This window comes from Rhodococcus sp. NBC_00297 (genome assembly GCF_036173065.1).
Lineage (GTDB): Bacteria > Actinomycetota > Actinomycetes > Mycobacteriales > Mycobacteriaceae > Rhodococcoides.
In genome coordinates, this window is record NZ_CP108041.1 from 4,518,314 (window position 1) to 4,533,993 (window position 15,680).

A 15,680-nucleotide genomic window follows, 5' to 3' on the forward strand; every position below is an offset into this window, starting at 1 on the left:
CGGGCCCGACTTCCGGTCACGCACGCAGCCCCGAGGAGGGGTGGTCTGCGCGCGTGACCGGTTCACCTCGAGATCAGGTCACCGTCGGACGAGGAGCGCGACCGGGAGCGCGGAGAGCAGTGAGGACACGGTGACCGTTCCGCTGAACGACCCACCATTCACGAGGTCGGTCCACTCACCGTCCGGCAACGCCAGCGAGGTGTCACCCCATCCGGCCTCGCCGAGGCGCATCGACCACCGCGTGGCGACGGCGACGACGTCGGCGTCACCGTCGGCGGGTCCACGACCGAACGCCACGACGTGGTCGGCGGCGGCGCCGGTCGCGAACACCGGAACGTAGGACCCGCCCACGAAGCTGTCCGGACGGTCGCGGCGCAGCCGTGCGGCACACCGGGTCACGTGGAACTTGGCGGCGCCGCTCGCGTCGAGCGCCGGCGTCCCGTCGATGTCCAGGAGAGCCTTGCGGGCGTCGTAGTCCACGTCCCGGCGGTTGTCGGGGTCGACGAGAGAGTCCTCCCACAGCTCCGTGCCCTGGTAGATGTCCGGGATGCCGGGACCCGCCAGGTGGAGGAGCTTCTGTCCGAGCGAATCGCTCCATGCGTGCGGAGCGATCTGCTGGACGAACGTCGTGAGCGAGGGAGCCACCGCTCCGTCGACGATGCCGTCGATCCACGTGTGGACGGCAGACTCGAAGTCCTCGTCCACGTCGTTCCAGCCGGTGTACGAGCCCGCCTCGCGGATGGCCTTCTCGGCGTAGGCGTGCAGTCGCTCGCGGTACTCGTCCGTGACCACGCCGTCGGTCGGCCAGGTGCCGACGATGTTCTGCCACAAGAAGAGTCCGGTGGACCCGTTGGGCGACGGAGCCTGCTCCTCCCAGTCGCTCAGGCACGCGCGCCACAGGTCGGGCACCTGAGACAGCACGCCGATGCGCGCCCGGACGTCCTCGCCGCGCTTGGTGTCGTGTGTCGAGAGGGTCGTCATCGCGGCAGGCCACAGCCGGGCCCGCTCGGACAGGCGGAGGTGGAACTCCGGCACCGACCGACCGAAGCGGGACGGGTCACCGCCGACCTCCTGGAGCGAGACCAGCCGCGACGTGCGGTAGAACATGCAGTCCTCGACGCTCTTCGCCATCACGGCGCCCGCGACCTGCTGCAGACGTCCCGACGCCTCGCCGCGTGCGGCCACGGCGGCCGCGACGACATCGAGGGCGGGAACCAGTTCGGGGCGATCCGCGGCGACGTCGCCGAGCAGGCGGGGCAGCATGCCGGCCAGCGGCGCGTAGTCGGAGCGGTACACCGGCATGCGGGCGACGATCTCGGTCACGGCCTCGCGGGCGAGGTCGGCGTCGAACGACGTTCCGGTGTCGCGGGCGATCGCCGCTACCAGGCGCCGCACCTCGGGAGCGAGCTGTGTGCTCGCCGTGTCGGCCTTGATGGTCCGCTCGGCCTCGTGCACCCAGTGTGCGTCCCCCGCGTGGCCGGTGACGTCCGACGACAGTCGCGTCAGCGGCTCCTCGCCCGACGGGTCGAGGAACACCCCACCGAGATCGGCGAGAGCGTCGTACCCGGTGGTTCCGTCGACGGGAAGGGTGACGTCGAGCGGCTCCTCGGCGGTGAGGATCTTCTCGACGACGAGCCACGAGTCGGGTCCGACGACGCCCCGCAAGCGAGCGAGATACTCGGCCGGTGCGGTGAGCCCGTCCGGATGGTCGACGCGCACACCGTCGACGAGACCGTCGCGGAACCAGCTGCCGACCTCGGCGTGCGTCGCGTCGAAGACCGCGGGGTCCTCCTGACGAAGGCCGGCCAGGTCGCTGACGGAGAAGAACCGGCGGTACCCGATGCGCCCGGAGCGCCACCCGACCAGTTCGTAGGACTGCTTGTCGTGCAGTGCTTTCGCGTCGTTCGAGCCGTCGTCGGTCGCGGGGTCCACCGGGAAGCGGTTCTCGTAGTAGGCCAACGTGGTCTCGTCTCCCGACCGGTCGACCGAGAGTTCGTTCACGTCGGCATCGTCGCCCAGCACGGGGAGCGCGATGCGCTCCGCACCGGCCCAGTCGATGTCGAACCACGAGGCGTACTGCGATGCGCGTCCGTGTCTCAGCACGTCCCACCAGAACGGGTTCTCCCGCGCCGTGGCCACACCGAGGTGGTTGGGCACGATGTCGACCACGACGCCCAGGCCGTGGGACCGGCACTCGGCGACGAGGTCCTCGAGAGCGGCTCGACCACCGAGTGCCTCGGAGACGGTGCGCGGATCGGTGACGTCGTACCCGTGGGTGGAGCCCTCGGCCGCCGTCAGGATCGGCGACAGATAGACGTGGGAGACACCGAGTTCGGCGAGATAGGGAACCAGTGACGCGGCATCGCGGAGAGTGAAGCGATCACCCCGTAGCTGGAATCGATAGGTCGAGGTGATCGCGTGGCTCATGTCGCTTCCTTACCCCGTTTTCCGTAGCACCAACAGTGACCGTGCTTGCACCTCGACAGCTGTGCCGGCGACGATGACTCGATCGTCGGCTCCGGTGGCCGAGGCGGTGTCGAGCGCGACGGTCCACTCGTCGGCGTACTTGCCGTCCAGTGTGGTGAAGTCGATCGGCTCGTGATGGGCGTTGAAGCACAGGTAGAACGTGTCGTCGACGACCCGGTTGCCCCGGTTGTCGGGCTCGGGGATGTTCTCGCCGTTGAGGAACACCGCCAGCGACTTGCCGAAGCCGCTGTCCCAGTCCTCCTCGGTCATCTCCTCGCCGGTCGGGGTGAGCCACGCGATGTCGCGCGTCTGCTCCGCCTTGCGGATCGGCCGGCCTTCGAAGAAGCGTCGTCGACGGAACACCGGGTGGTCGTTGCGGAGTGCGATCACGCGGGACGTGAACTCGACCAGATCGGCGTTCGTCTCCGCCAGCGACCAGTCCATCCAGGCCAGTTCGGAGTCCTGGCAGTAGACGTTGTTGTTGCCCTGCTGGGTCCGGCCCATCTCGTCGCCGTGCGCGAGCATCGGCGTGCCCTGGCTGAGCATGAGCGTCGCCAGCATGTTGCGGATCTGACGGGCGCGCAGCGACAGCACCTCGGGGTCGTCCGTCGGCCCCTCGACACCGCAGTTCCAGGACCGGTTGTGGCTCTCGCCGTCGTTGTTGTCCTCGCCGTTGGCCTCGTTGTGCTTGTCGTTGTAGGACACCAGATCGTGCATCGTGAAGCCGTCGTGCGCGATGACGAAGTTGATGCTCGCACCGGGGCGGCGACCCGTCGCCTCGTAGAGGTCGGAGGATCCGGTGAGCCGCGACGCGAACTCGCCGAGTGTCGCCGGCTCACCGCGCCAGTAGTCGCGGACGGTGTCGCGGTACATGCCGTTCCACTCGGTCCAGAGACCGGGGAAGTTGCCGACCTGGTAGCCGCCCTCACCGACGTCCCACGGCTCGGCGATCAGCTTGACCTGGCTCACCACCGGGTCCTGCTGGACCAGGTCGAAGAACGCGCTCAGCTTGTCCACGTCGTGCAGTTCGCGAGCCAGGGTCGATGCGAGGTCGAAGCGGAAGCCGTCGACGTGCATCTCGGTGACCCAGTAGCGCAGGGAGTCCATGATCAGCTGCAGGGTGTGCGGGTGACGGACGTTCAGGCTGTTACCCGTGCCCGTGTAGTCCATGTAGAAATACGGGTCGTCGTCGACCAACCGGTAGTACGCGGCGTTGTCGATGCCGCGGAACGCGATGGTCGGACCCATGTGGTTGCCCTCGGCGGTGTGGTTGTAGACCACGTCGAGGATCACCTCGATGCCGGCTTCGTGGAACGAGCGCACCATCGTCTTGAACTCCGACACGGCCGAACCGGCCATGGGGGAGGACGCGTACTCGTTGTGCGGGGCCATGAAACCGAACGAGTTGTAGCCCCAGTAGTTGCGAAGTCCCTTGTCCACCAGTGTCTGATCCTGCATGAACTGATGCACCGGCATCAGTTCGATGGCGGTGACGCCGAGCTTCTCCAGGTGGCTGATCACGGCCGGATGGCCGAGACCGGCGTACGTACCGCGCAGATCCTCCGGGATGTCCGGGTGGGTCATCGTCATGCCCTTGACGTGGGCCTCGTAGATGACGGTCTCGTTGTAGGGGCGACGCGGCGAGCGGTCGTTCTGCCAGTCGAAGAACGGATTGACGACGACCGTCGTCATCGTGTGCCCCAGCGAGTCGTGCTGGGGGAAGTGGTTCTCGGGCTCGGGCTCCGGATCAGGCTCGGGTGCAACGGTTCTGGCAGTCGCGACGTTGGCGCGGGTCGCGTCGACGGTGCGCGACGCGGTGGCCGATCCCGCGGGGCCGGCGACGTGCGCCTCGCCGGGATGCACGGCGTCGTCGTTCTCCTGCGCTGCGGGCACGGGACGTTCGGGGATGTCGATGTCGTAACTGAAGAGCGAGCGGTCACCGTCGAACGATCCGACGAACGCCTTGCCGTAGGGGTCGAGCAGCAGCTTGCTCGCGTCGCACCGCTGTCCCGCTCCGGGATTCCACGGGCCGTGCACGCGGTAGCCGTACCGTTGGCCGGGCTGGACCTGGGGGATGTAGGCGTGCCAGACGTACCCGTCGACCTCTTCGAGGCGGACGCGGGTCTCGTGACCGTCGGCGTCGATGAGGCAGAGATCGACGGCCTCGGCGACCTCGGAGAAGAGCGCGAAATTGGTTCCGGCGCCGTCGTAGGTGGCGCCCAGGGGATACGCGCTGCCGGGCCATACCTGGATCGATGGTTCGTGTGCATGGTCGACGGACATGCTCGGAACCCTATCCCGGCAGCGGCGAAGGACACCTGTCGGCGAGGTCCGTCGCAGGCCGGAGCGTCGGTCGCCCGGGCTCAGCCCAGTCGTGCGATCAGCGCGTGCCCGAGGTCGGTGCCCGATCGCCAGGCGCTCTCGACGCGGGGCGAGCCCTCCGGGCACCACTGATCCCCGGCGAAGCCGACCAGACGGTCTCCGTGCGAGACGATGTCGTGGCTCGCGTCGTGCTGGGAGGCGGGCTTGGCGAAGGTCCAGCGGTGGGCGTGCGTCCAGATCGGAGTGCCGATGCCCGTGAGCGCGGCGACGGCGTCGACGACGGCGGGGATCGCACCGGCGGGATCGTCGAGGTGTCGCCGGGCGCGCTGCGCGGACGTGTGGGCGACCAGGACCGCGGCTCCGTCGCCCCGGCGTGCGCCGTCGCGCGCGAGGAACTCGACGTCCGCGTCGTCGGACACGAAGGCGGCGTCGGGGAAGGGGAGTCCGGCGGCGTCGTCGTCGGTGAGCCCGAGGACCACCGCGACGACGGGGTCGTAGTCGACGGCGTCGGGCACGGTCACCAGGCGGGAGGCCTGCGGGTCGGGCATGGCCAGGACCACGTGTCCGTCGGGCAACGCCCGAGCCTCGGTGGCGTCGACAGGGATGCCGGACAGCAGGTCCTTGACCAGAGATCGCAGGCCCGCCGGCGTTCCCCACCGCGTGGGTCCCGATTTCTGTTCCGGCTCCGCCCCGGCCCGCACCACCGTGAAGGTGTCGGTCCACTCGTGCACGAGACCGCGAGAGGCCCAGTCGGACACGACGTCCCGGAACCCGTCGTCGCGGACGGTGAAGTAGCCGGCGCCCACATCGACTCGGCGTCCGTGCAACTCGGGGGACGACATTCGACCGCCGACGGCGCGGCCCCGGTCACGCAGCACGAACGGGACACCGGCGTCGCGGAGCACGCGAACGCACGCGGCACCGGCGATACCGGCTCCGAGGACGGTGACGGGAGAGGTCGAGGAGGTCACTCGTTCAGCGTACGGACGCGGCTCCGGACGCCGTCGACGAAGAGTTCGAGGCCGAAATCGAACCGAGCGGTGGCATCTCGATCGAGGTCACCGTCGTCGGGGTGTCGATCCGCGGCCAGCGCACCCGCGGACTCCATCTGCAGCCGGGACTGTTCGTCGCTCGTCGCACCCAGCACGTAGTAGAGCAGGGCGTCCGCGGCGTGTCCGGCGTCCTCCGGGGTCAGCCCGGTGGCGCGGAGATCGTCGACGACCGTGGTCCGCACGGGGTGCGTCACCGTGCGGGCGGACAGGCTGGAGGCGACCACCTCGGCGCCGTCCCGGTGAGCCAGGAGAGCGTCTCGAAGTCCGTGAGCGCGGCCGCGCACGGCGTCCAGCACATCGGAGGTGACGGCAGCGGGTACGGCGTCGAGGCGGCTCAGGATGCGATCGGACACCGCGCCGAGCAGCGCCTGCTTGTTCGCGACGTGCCAGTACAGCGCGCCGGGCGCCACACCGAGCGAGCCGGCCAACCGGCGCATCGTGAGGTCGGCGAGACCGTAGTCGTCGAGAATGGTCAGTGCGCCGTCGACGACGTCGTCTCTGCGCAACTGCATTCCGCACCTCTCCCGACTCGTGTCGCGGGCCCGTCGGCCACGCAGCGACAGCCTAGGCTGGCCGACGTGAGTGATGTCGACACGACGGGGTTCGCCTCGACCGCACCCGGGATCGGCGATGCGGGTCGGCCGTCGCGCGGCGCGTTCACCCGGCGTTCGATCCGGATCGTGCTCGCGACCGCGGTGGTCGGTGCCGTCCTCGGGATCCTGTGGGCTCTGCTCGCGCCCGTGGAGCACGTCGCTGCCGTCGGTGACGGCCGCGCGATCGTGTTGACCGGCGAGAGCGATCATCGCTTCGACGCACTCGCTCTGTTCCTCTGCGTGACCGCCGCGGCCGGGGTGCTGACCACGGTCGCCGTCTGGGCTCGCGTGACCGAGCGAGGGCCGCGTCTGGTCCTCGACATCGTGGTGGCGTCGGCGCTGGCGTCCGCCGCGGCGATCGGTGCCGGCCTCGCCGTGGGCGCGGTGCGGTATCCGAGTGCCGACGGCGCCCTTCGCGGCGATGTCGTCGCACTCGCCCCCGGTGTCTCGACGTGGCTGGCTCTGCTCGCGCAACCTCTGGCTGCGGCGGTCACGCTCGTTCTCGTCACGGCGCTGTCGCCGTCGGACGATCTGGGTCGGGACGAGTCCCCCGGGGAGTGATCCGTTCGGGTCTCGGACGCCGGGTTCGTCTGCTTGAATGAGCGCTCTCAGGGCGGCCCACGACGGGCCGCGGGCGGGGGCCGACCTCTTCGAACGGCGAGGGTCTCCAGGACGTGGCGAACACCATTCGGCGGTGGTTGACCAGACCCGTCGATTACGCGTGGACCGTCCACTACTTCGAGACGAACACCGCGCTCGGCTCGACCCGCGTCCTCATCGGTCTGTCCTGCCTCCTGTTCTCCGTCCTGTACGTCGTCGCCGGACTCGCCCCGCCGACCGCGCCGACGGGAGCAGCGCTGACGATCGTGCTCGTGAACGCGGTGGGGACCGCCGGCGTCGGGCTCGCGTGGATCCGCGGACCGTGGCCCTCACGCCGGATGTCGACGGCCTTCGTCGTGTACGCGGACGTCGGACTCTCCGTGGTGCTTCTCTCGCTGTCCGACCCGCTCGCCGTGCTGCCCTGCACGATCCTGTTCGGCGTCGCGAGCAGTTACGTGGCGACGTTCCACACGCCGCGGGTGTTCGCCGTCCACCATTCCCTCACCGTGGTGATCTGCGTCGGGTTGTTCGTCCGAGCGATCGGCTCGGAGTCCGTGCTCGGAGCGGCGCGCACCTCGCTCGCCGTCACCTACGGACTGCTCATCGTGATGGTTCTCTTCCTCGCACCGATCTCCATCTACCGCCTGCAGTTCCTGCAACGCGGCGACGTCACCGCCGCGTACGTGGATCCGCTGACCGGCCTGCGCAACCGGCGGGGACTCACCGTCGCGGCGGGCGAACTGCTCGGCACCCGGAACGGTCTCGTCGCGGTGGTCATCGACATCGACCGCTTCAAGTCGATCAACGACCGCTTCGGACACCACCACGGTGACCTCGTCATCCGTCGGACGGCGGACACCATCGACGAGATGTTCCCGTCTCCGTCTATCACGGCCCGCACCGGCGGGGAGGAATTCGCCGTCGTGACCGCGCTGCCGATGGACGAGGTGCTCGACCGGGCGCGACGGCTGCGCAGCGCCTACACGGCGCGGTCGGACCACGAGTCGAGTTTGAGCATCGGGGTCGCTCGCGAGGAGCGGGTCGTCACCTCGCACGACGTGGAGGTGCTTCTCATCTGTGCCGATCGAGCGATGTATTCCGCCAAGGCGGACGGCGGCGATGCCGTCGTCGGCTACGGCACTCTCACGTAGGTGGTCGGAGCGCGGCGAACTCGTCGGTCACACGTAGTGCGCTGTCCCGGAAGCGGTACAGCGCGGCGGGACGTCCTCCGGACGGGCCCGGGGGAGCGGTGTGGCCGGTGGACTCGATGACGCCCCGCCGGGTGAGCACCCGTTGGAGATTGGTGGTGTCGACTTGGTAACCCAGTGCGGCGCAGTAGATGTCGCGCAAGGTCGACAGGCTGAACTCGACGGGCGCGAGCGCGAAGGCGATGTTGGTGTACGACAGTTTGGCCGCCAGTCTCGCGCGGGCGTGCGCCACCATCGTGCCGTGATCGAACGCGGTCTCGGGGAGCGTCGCGACCGGGTGCCACGCAGTGTCGACGGGAAGTCGCGGGTCCCCGACGATGGGGACCAGACCGAGGAACGTCGAGGCGATGCGGCGATCGCCGGGGACCCGCCCGGGATCGGAGAAGACGGACAGCTGCTCGAGGTGGCGTACCTCGCGCACGTCGACCTTCTCCGCCAGCTGACGTCGCGCGGAGTCGGTCAGGTTCTCGTCGTCCCGGAGTAGCCCGCCGGGGAGTGACCAGGTTCCGCGTGCCGGGGCGAGTGCGCGCTGCCACAGCAGCACGCACAGTTCGGCAGGCTCGCGGGGCTGCAGCTCGCGCACCTGGAAGACGACGGACAGCACTTCGTGCACCGGTCGGGTGGCCGGATCGGGGGCACTTCCGGTCGGTCCGTCGGCGGCGGTGCTACGATGAATCACGTTTTCGATCATAAGTCGAAAACCCCGTCGGGTCCATTCCGGCGGATCGGCACCGGCGCACGCGAGCGCTGGACGCACGCGAGGAGCACGACATGGCGATCACCACCACGCGATTCGGCGGGAACTCCGCGGTCGTCGACGGACCGACGGGCTACGCCGGCGTCGATGCCGGCCCGGAGTGGGCCGAGGAGATTCTGCGCCTGGCAGAGGCGAAGAACGCGACGATCCTGGCGCACAACTATCAGCTGCCCGCCATCCAGGACATCGCCCACCACGTCGGCGACTCGCTCGCGCTCTCGCGCATCGCCGCCGAGGCGCAGGAGGAGACCATCGTCTTCTGCGGCGTGCACTTCATGGCCGAGACGGCCAAAATCCTCGCGCCGTCCAAGACGGTCCTCATTCCCGACGAGCGGGCGGGCTGCTCTCTCGCCGACTCCATCGACGCGGCCCAGCTGCGCGAGTGGAAGGCCGAGCACCCGGACGCCGTCGTCGTGTCGTACGTGAACACCACCGCCGAGGTGAAGGGACTGACGGACATCTGCTGCACCTCGTCCAACGCGGTCGAGGTCGTGCAGTCCATCGACCCGGACCGCGAGGTGCTCTTCCTGCCGGACCAGTTCCTCGGGGCCCACGTCCGTCGGCAGACCGGTCGCACCAACATGCACATCTGGGCCGGTGAGTGCCACGTCCACGCCGGCATCAACGGCGACGAGCTCACCGCACGGTCGCAGGCGTACCCCGAGGCCGAGCTCTACGTTCACCCCGAGTGCGGCTGTGCGACGTCCGCGCTCTACCTCGCCGGCGAGGGATTCGTGCCCGAGGACCGCGTCAAGATCCTCTCGACCGGCGGCATGCTCGACGCGGCGCGCACCACGGGTGCGAAGCAGGTTCTCGTCGCCACCGAGATCGGCATGCTGCACCAGCTGCGCAAGGCGGCGCCCGGTGTCGACTTCCAGGCCGTGAACGACCGCGCGTCCTGCCCGTACATGAAGATGATCACCCCCGCGGCGCTGCTCCGGTGCCTCACGGAGGGCAAGGACGAGGTGCACGTCGACGTCGCGACGGCCGAACGCGCACGCGCGTCCGTCGAGCGGATGATCGCCATCGGCTCGCCCGGCGGCGGCGAGTGACCACTTCGGCCACTCCGGGCGGAAGTGTCGCTGCCGCTCCGGGCTGGGAGGCCGCGGCCGATCTCGTCGTGGTCGGCGGGGGAGTCGCCGGTCTCGCCGCGGCGATCGAGGCGACCCGGTCCGGGCTGAGCGTGCTGGTGCTGAGCAAGGACGCGGCGGGTACGGCGACGCAGTACGCCCAGGGCGGCATGGCCGTCGCGATCGGCGAGGACGTCGAGGCTCACGTGCGCGACACGATCGTCGCGGGCGCCGGTCTGTGCGACGAGGCCGCGGTGCGCTCGATCGTCGGGGCCGGCGCCGACGCGCTGAGTGTGCTCACCGGCATCGGTGCTCGGTTCGACAGCGGCGCGGACGGCTCCATGGCCCGCACTCGTGAGGGCGGCCACTCGGTCGGCCGCATCGTGCACGCGGGCGGCGACGCCACGGGGCGCGAGATCCAGCGCGCTCTGTCGTCCGCGGCGCCCGCGACGGTGAACGGCGCGACCGTGCTCGACGTCCTGGTCGGCGACCGCGGTGTGGCGGGCGTGCTCGTATCGCTTTCGCCGGACGATCTCCACGCGAACCTCGGCGTGGTGCACGCACCCGCCGTGCTGATCGCCACCGGTGGCACCGGAATGCTGTACTCGGCCAGCACGAACCCGTCCGGCGCCACGGCCGACGGCCTCGCTCTCGCACTGCGGGCGGGCGCGGACGTGGCGGACGTCGAGTTCGTGCAGTTCCACCCGACCGTGCTGTTCCGCCCCGGCGGCCGCGGGCGGCTCCCGTTGGTCAGCGAGGCGGTCCGCGGTGAGGGCGCGCGTCTCGTCGACGCCGACGGCCGCTCGATCATGGCGGGCGTGCACCCGCTGGGTGATCTCGCTCCCCGCGACGTCGTGTCCCGGGCGATCGCCGCTCGGCTGGCCGAGAGCGGCGCCGATCACGTCTTTCTCGACGCGCGGTCCGTGCCCGACATGGCCCTGCGTTTCCCCACCGTCACCGCGGCCTGCCTCGCTCAGGACGTGGACCCGACGGAGCAGCCGATCCCGGTGGCCCCTGCAGCGCACTATGCATGCGGCGGTGTCGTCACAGACGAGTACGGCCGCACCTGCGTCGCCGGGCTCCACGCCGCGGGCGAGGTGGCCCGCACAGGACTGCACGGAGCGAACCGTCTCGCGTCGAACTCGCTGCTCGAGGGCGTGGTGCTGGGGACCCGAGTGGCTCGCAGCGCCCGAGACCGGGTGTCCGTCCGCTCCCTGACGTCCGGCGATCCGTCTGCGCGACACCGGGCGCCCCGGCTCGACAGGGACGTCCTCCAGTCCGCGATGACCCGTCACGTCGGCGTCGTCCGCGACGACACAAGTCTGCGCGAGGCAGCGGCGATCGTGGGAGCCGCTGTCCCGCGCGAGCTCACGTCGACCCACGACGTCGAGGACGCCGCACTGACACTGCTGGCGTCCGCGACCGCCTCGGCAGCTCTCGCCCGCACCGAGACGCGGGGTGCGCACACCCGCGCCGATCACCCCCGGTCCGACGACGCACAGCGCCGCAGCACCGTCTTCCGGCTGGCCGACGACGGCAGCCTCGCGATCGTGCGGAATGCCCGCAGCGCCGACCAGGTCGGCCCGATAGGAGTCTCATGACCACACCCGCCGCTGCTCTCGACCCCGTCGATCGGGACGAGATCCTCCTCGTCGTGCGCCGCGCGCTGGAGGAGGACCTCCGATACGGGCCCGATGTGACGAGCCTCGCCACGGTGCCCGAGGGCGCGCGCACCCGCGCCGCGGTCGTCTCGCGGGCACACGGCGTCGTGGCGGGCCTCGACGCCGCGCTGGCGGTGCTCGACGAGGTGATCGGCGACCACGTCGTGCTCTCCCGGATCGCCGACGGCACCCGGGTCGAGCCGGGTGATGTGGTGCTGTCGGTGGAGGCACCGACCAGGGCCCTGCTCACCGCGGAGCGGACGATGCTCAACATTCTCTGCCACCTGTCCGGCATCGCGACCGCGACCGCGGCGTGGGTCGACGCGGTGTCCGGCACGGGATGCGTCGTACGGGACAGTCGCAAGACCTTGCCCGGGCTACGTGCACTGCAGAAGTACGCCGTGCGTGCCGGCGGCGGGCAGAACCACCGCATGGGCCTCGGCGACGCGGCACTGATCAAGGACAACCACGTGGTCGCCGCGGGCTCGGTGGTGGCGGCTCTGCGCGCCGTCCGAGCCGCGGCGCCGGACATCGCGTGCGAGGTCGAGGTGGACACTCTCGAGCAGCTCGACGACGTGCTGGCCGAGGGCGTCGACCTGGTGCTGCTCGACAACTTCCCGCTGTGGCAGACGCAGATGGCGGTGCAACGTAGGGATCGAGCAGCTCCCGCGACGAAGCTCGAATCGTCCGGCGGACTGTCCCTGGACTCGGCCGCCGAGTACGCGGGCACCGGTGTGGACTTCCTCGCGGTCGGCGCGCTCACCCACTCCGTGACGGTGCTCGACCTGGGGCTCGACTTCGAGTGACGTTTCGCGTGAGCGGGATCCGGGCACAGGACGGCACATGACATCTGTGAGCACTGTGGACCGCGGCGATCGCGTCATCGCCCGCCGCGTGACCGTGAACGCCCCTGCCGACGACCTCTTCGCTCAGGTGGCGGATCCGCACCGGCACGGCGAGCTGGACGGCTCCGGAACGGTGAAGGACACGGTGAAGGGTCCGACGACGCTCTCGCGCGGAGCGAAGTTCTCCGTGGGCATGAAGCAGTTCGGCGTGCCCTACCGCATCACCAGCACCGTCACGGAGTTCACCGACACCGGGGACACCAAGGTGATCGAGTGGCAGCACCCGCTGGGCCACAAGTGGCGCTGGGAGTTCGTCGCGGTGGGCCCCTCGTCCACCGAGGTGACGGAATCGTTCGTCTACGGAACGGCGAAGATCCCGAAGATGCTCGAGGTGACCAAGCAGACGGCACAGAACGCGAACGGCATCACGAAGACGCTGGAGAAGCTGGCAGCCCGCTACTCCTGAGACCATGGTGCAGGCAGGCCGGAGGCCGGTCGGTGGGACCAGGTGGATCGTCCCCCTCGGGGCGCCGGTCGGGGCTCGAGCGATAATCGACGTGCGCCGACCGGCGCGCCCTTGCTCGACCCGAGAGGATCACCCATGACTGCCCGCACCGAGTTGCGACGCGTGGATCTACGCGGCAGCTCTCCGTCCACCGCCGAGCTGCGCGCGGTTCTCCCACGGGGTGGAGTGGACGTGAACTCGGTGCTGCATCTGGTCACCCCGGTGGTCGAGGCGGTGCGTGAGCGCGGCGCCGACGCGGCGCTCGAGTACAGCGAGACGTTCGACCGCGTGCGTCCCGACTCCGTGCGAGTCCCGGCCGCCGAGCTCGAGAAGGCTCTGAACCAGCTCGATCCCGACGTGCGGGCGGCACTCGAGGTGTCCATCGAGCGTTCGCGCATCGTGCACGAGGATCAGCGTCGGTCCGAGACCGTGACGACCGTCGTCCCCGGTGGAACCGTCATCGAGAAGTGGGTCCCGGTCGAGCGAGTCGGACTGTACGTACCGGGCGGCAACGCCGTGTACCCGTCGTCCGTCGTCATGAACGTCGTCCCCGCGCAGGTCGCCGGCGTCGGCAGCCTCGTCGTCGCCTCGCCGCCGCAGGCGGACTTCGGCGGCCTCCCGCACCCCACCATCCTGGCGGCGGCAGCGTTGCTCGGCGTGGACGAGGTCTGGGCGGTCGGCGGTGCCCAGGGCGTCGCACTGCTCACCTACGGCGGCGTGGACACCGACGGTGCGCCGCTCGAGCCCGTCGACATGATCACCGGCCCGGGCAACATCTACGTCACCGCGGCGAAGCGGCTGTGCCGTGGAGCGGTGGGCATCGACTCCGAGGCCGGGCCCACCGAGATCGCCATCCTGGCCGACGACACCGCCGACCCGGTGCACGTCGCCGCCGATCTGATCTCGCAGGCCGAACACGACGTGCTGGCGGCGAGCGTGCTCGTCACCACCTCGGTCGCCCTGGCGGACGCCGTCACGCGCGAGGTCGCCGAGCGCACGCTCACCACCAAGCACTCCGAACGCGTCGCGACGGCGCTGTCCGGTGAGCAGTCGGGCATCGTGCTGGTGGACACGGTGGCCGACGGCATCCGCACGGTCGACGCCTACGCCGCGGAACACCTCGAGATCCAGACCGAGAACGCCTCCGAGGTGGCGGGCCGCATCCGCAGCGCCGGAGCGGTGTTCGTCGGACCGTGGTCGCCGGTGAGCCTCGGCGACTACTGCGCCGGGTCCAACCACGTCCTGCCGACGGCCGGATGCGCCCGTCACTCGTCCGGGTTGTCGGTGCAGACCTTCCTGCGCGGCATCCACATCGTCGACTACTCGCGCGACGCTCTCGACGGCGTCGCGAAGCACGTCGTCGCCCTCGCGAACGCGGAGGATCTGCCGGCGCACGGTGATGCCGTCCGCGTGCGGTTCGAGAGCCGATCGTGACGGCCGCGCCCGGCGCCGGGACCGCACTGTCGGACCTGCCGCTGCGCGACTCGCTCGTCGGGAAGTCTCCGTACGGTGCGCCGCAGCTCGAGGTGCCGGTGCAGCTCAACACCAACGAGAACCCGCACCCACCGTCGGCAGCGCTCGTGGAGGACGTCGCCCGCTCCGTGCGGGAGGCGGCAGCGTCGCTGCACCGCTATCCCGATCGGGACGCCGTCGCACTGCGCACGGATCTCGCCGCGTACGTGGCGGCCCGTACGGGGGTGCCCGTCACCGTCGACAACCTGTGGGCCGCGAACGGATCGAACGAGATCCTGCAGCAACTGCTGCAGGCGTTCGGGGGGCCGGGACGCACGGCGCTGGGATTCGTACCGTCGTACTCGATGCACCCCATCATCTCGGCGGGCACCCAGACCGAGTTCCTCGATCTGCATCGGCGTGACGACTTCTCGCTGGACGTGGACGCGGCCGTGGCCGCGATCGAGTCGATGACGCCGGACGTCGTGTTCGTCACCAGCCCCAACAACCCGACGGGACACAGTCTCTCGCTCGACGACCTCCGGCGTCTCGCCTCCGCGACCACCGGGATCCTCGTCGTCGACGAGGCGTACGGCGAGTTCTCGGCGGCGCCCAGCGCGGTCGACCTCATCGACGAGTTCCCCAGCCGAGTCGTCGTCAGCCGGACCATGAGCAAGGCCTTCGCGTTCGCGGGTGGGCGACTCGGGTACCTGGTGGCCGCTCCGGCCGTCGTGGACGCACTGCTCCTGGTGCGGCTGCCGTACCACCTGTCGGTGCTCACGCAGGCTGCTGCGCGCGCCGCACTGCGCCATGCCGACGACACGCTGGCCTCGGTGGCCGAGCTGGCGGCCGAGCGTGATCGCGTCGTCGCCCGGCTCGCCGTCCTGGGCTACCGAGTGGTGCCCAGCAGCGCCAACTTCGTGCTGTTCGGCCTGTTCGACGATGCGCCCGCGGTGTGGTCGCGGTACCTCGATCAGGGTGTGCTCATCCGCGACGTCGGCATCGCGGGGCATCTCCGCGTCACCATCGGCACCGAGGCCGAGAACGACCGGTTCCTCGAGGTCAGCGCCGACCTGTCCGAGGACGTCGTCCACTCGTCCGCCCCCGCCACCTGAACCCCAGCAGAGGATCCGACCAGTGAGCAGCATC

General features: G+C 70.1%; 13 protein-coding genes. 8 read left to right on the plus strand and 5 right to left on the minus strand.

The window, feature by feature from the left end; all coding sequences use genetic code 11:
* Positions 1 to 78 precede the first annotated feature (78 nt).
* The 4 genes from treY to OG947_RS21305 form a co-directional block, all read right to left on the minus strand.
* Positions 79 to 2,427 carry a malto-oligosyltrehalose synthase gene (gene treY / locus OG947_RS21290; protein ID WP_328812821.1) on the minus strand — a complete coding sequence of 783 codons (2,349 nt, stop codon included), beginning with the start codon at positions 2,425 to 2,427 and terminating at the stop codon, positions 79 to 81.
* A gap of 9 nt (positions 2,428 to 2,436) precedes the next feature.
* Entirely contained in the window at positions 2,437 to 4,749 is a 2,313-nt protein-coding gene (gene glgX, locus OG947_RS21295; RefSeq protein ID WP_222647058.1) for a glycogen debranching protein GlgX, read from the minus strand.
* An 80-nt stretch (positions 4,750 to 4,829) separates the two neighbouring features.
* Positions 4,830 to 5,759, minus strand: coding sequence for an NAD(P)/FAD-dependent oxidoreductase (locus tag OG947_RS21300; RefSeq protein ID WP_056447895.1), 930 nt, complete (start codon positions 5,757 to 5,759; stop codon positions 4,830 to 4,832).
* Positions 5,756 to 6,352 (minus strand): TetR/AcrR family transcriptional regulator C-terminal domain-containing protein, encoded by a 597-nt coding sequence (locus tag OG947_RS21305; RefSeq protein ID WP_222638640.1) that lies wholly within the window; start codon positions 6,350 to 6,352, stop codon positions 5,756 to 5,758. Before OG947_RS21305 ends, OG947_RS21300 begins: the two co-directional genes overlap by 4 nt.
* Before the next feature lie 66 nt (positions 6,353 to 6,418).
* Here OG947_RS21305 and OG947_RS21310 point away from each other — a divergent pair, with 66 nt between their 5' ends.
* Positions 6,419 to 6,994 (plus strand): DUF2567 domain-containing protein, encoded by a 576-nt coding sequence (locus OG947_RS21310; RefSeq protein ID WP_328812822.1) that lies wholly within the window; start codon positions 6,419 to 6,421, stop codon positions 6,992 to 6,994.
* Positions 6,995 to 7,107: 113 nt separating this feature from the next.
* Positions 7,108 to 8,184 carry a GGDEF domain-containing protein gene (locus OG947_RS21315; RefSeq protein WP_328812823.1) on the plus strand — a complete coding sequence of 359 codons (1,077 nt, stop codon included), beginning with the start codon at positions 7,108 to 7,110 and terminating at the stop codon, positions 8,182 to 8,184.
* Here the strand turns inward: OG947_RS21315 and OG947_RS21320 are convergent.
* Positions 8,177 to 8,932, minus strand: coding sequence for an NUDIX hydrolase (locus OG947_RS21320; RefSeq protein WP_081821419.1), 756 nt, complete (start codon positions 8,930 to 8,932; stop codon positions 8,177 to 8,179). The genes OG947_RS21315 and OG947_RS21320 overlap by 8 nt on opposite strands.
* A gap of 80 nt (positions 8,933 to 9,012) precedes the next feature.
* On the opposite strand from OG947_RS21320, the gene nadA reads away from it, so the two are divergent.
* The 6 genes from nadA (at position 9,013) to OG947_RS21350 (ending at position 15,646) form a co-directional block, all read left to right on the plus strand.
* Positions 9,013 to 10,050: a quinolinate synthase NadA gene (gene nadA / locus OG947_RS21325; RefSeq protein ID WP_222627055.1), complete on the plus strand. Its 1,038-nt coding sequence runs from the start codon at positions 9,013 to 9,015 to the stop codon at positions 10,048 to 10,050.
* Entirely contained in the window at positions 10,047 to 11,669 is a 1,623-nt protein-coding gene (locus OG947_RS21330) for an L-aspartate oxidase (RefSeq protein ID WP_328812824.1), read from the plus strand. The genes nadA and OG947_RS21330 overlap by 4 nt, the downstream gene beginning before the upstream one ends.
* Positions 11,666 to 12,535, plus strand: a complete 870-nt coding sequence (gene nadC, locus OG947_RS21335) for a carboxylating nicotinate-nucleotide diphosphorylase (RefSeq protein WP_056447907.1) — start codon at positions 11,666 to 11,668, stop codon at positions 12,533 to 12,535. The genes OG947_RS21330 and nadC overlap by 4 nt, the downstream gene beginning before the upstream one ends.
* A gap of 37 nt (positions 12,536 to 12,572) precedes the next feature.
* Positions 12,573 to 13,040, plus strand: a complete 468-nt coding sequence (locus OG947_RS21340) for an SRPBCC family protein (protein ID WP_027506797.1) — start codon at positions 12,573 to 12,575, stop codon at positions 13,038 to 13,040.
* Between the two features lie 135 nt (positions 13,041 to 13,175).
* Complete coding sequence (gene hisD / locus OG947_RS21345; protein ID WP_328812826.1) at positions 13,176 to 14,513, plus strand: histidinol dehydrogenase; 1,338 nt, start codon at positions 13,176 to 13,178, stop codon at positions 14,511 to 14,513.
* Entirely contained in the window at positions 14,510 to 15,646 is a 1,137-nt protein-coding gene (locus OG947_RS21350) for a histidinol-phosphate transaminase (protein WP_222638635.1), read from the plus strand. Before hisD ends, OG947_RS21350 begins: the two co-directional genes overlap by 4 nt.
* Positions 15,647 to 15,680: the final 34 nt, after the last annotated feature.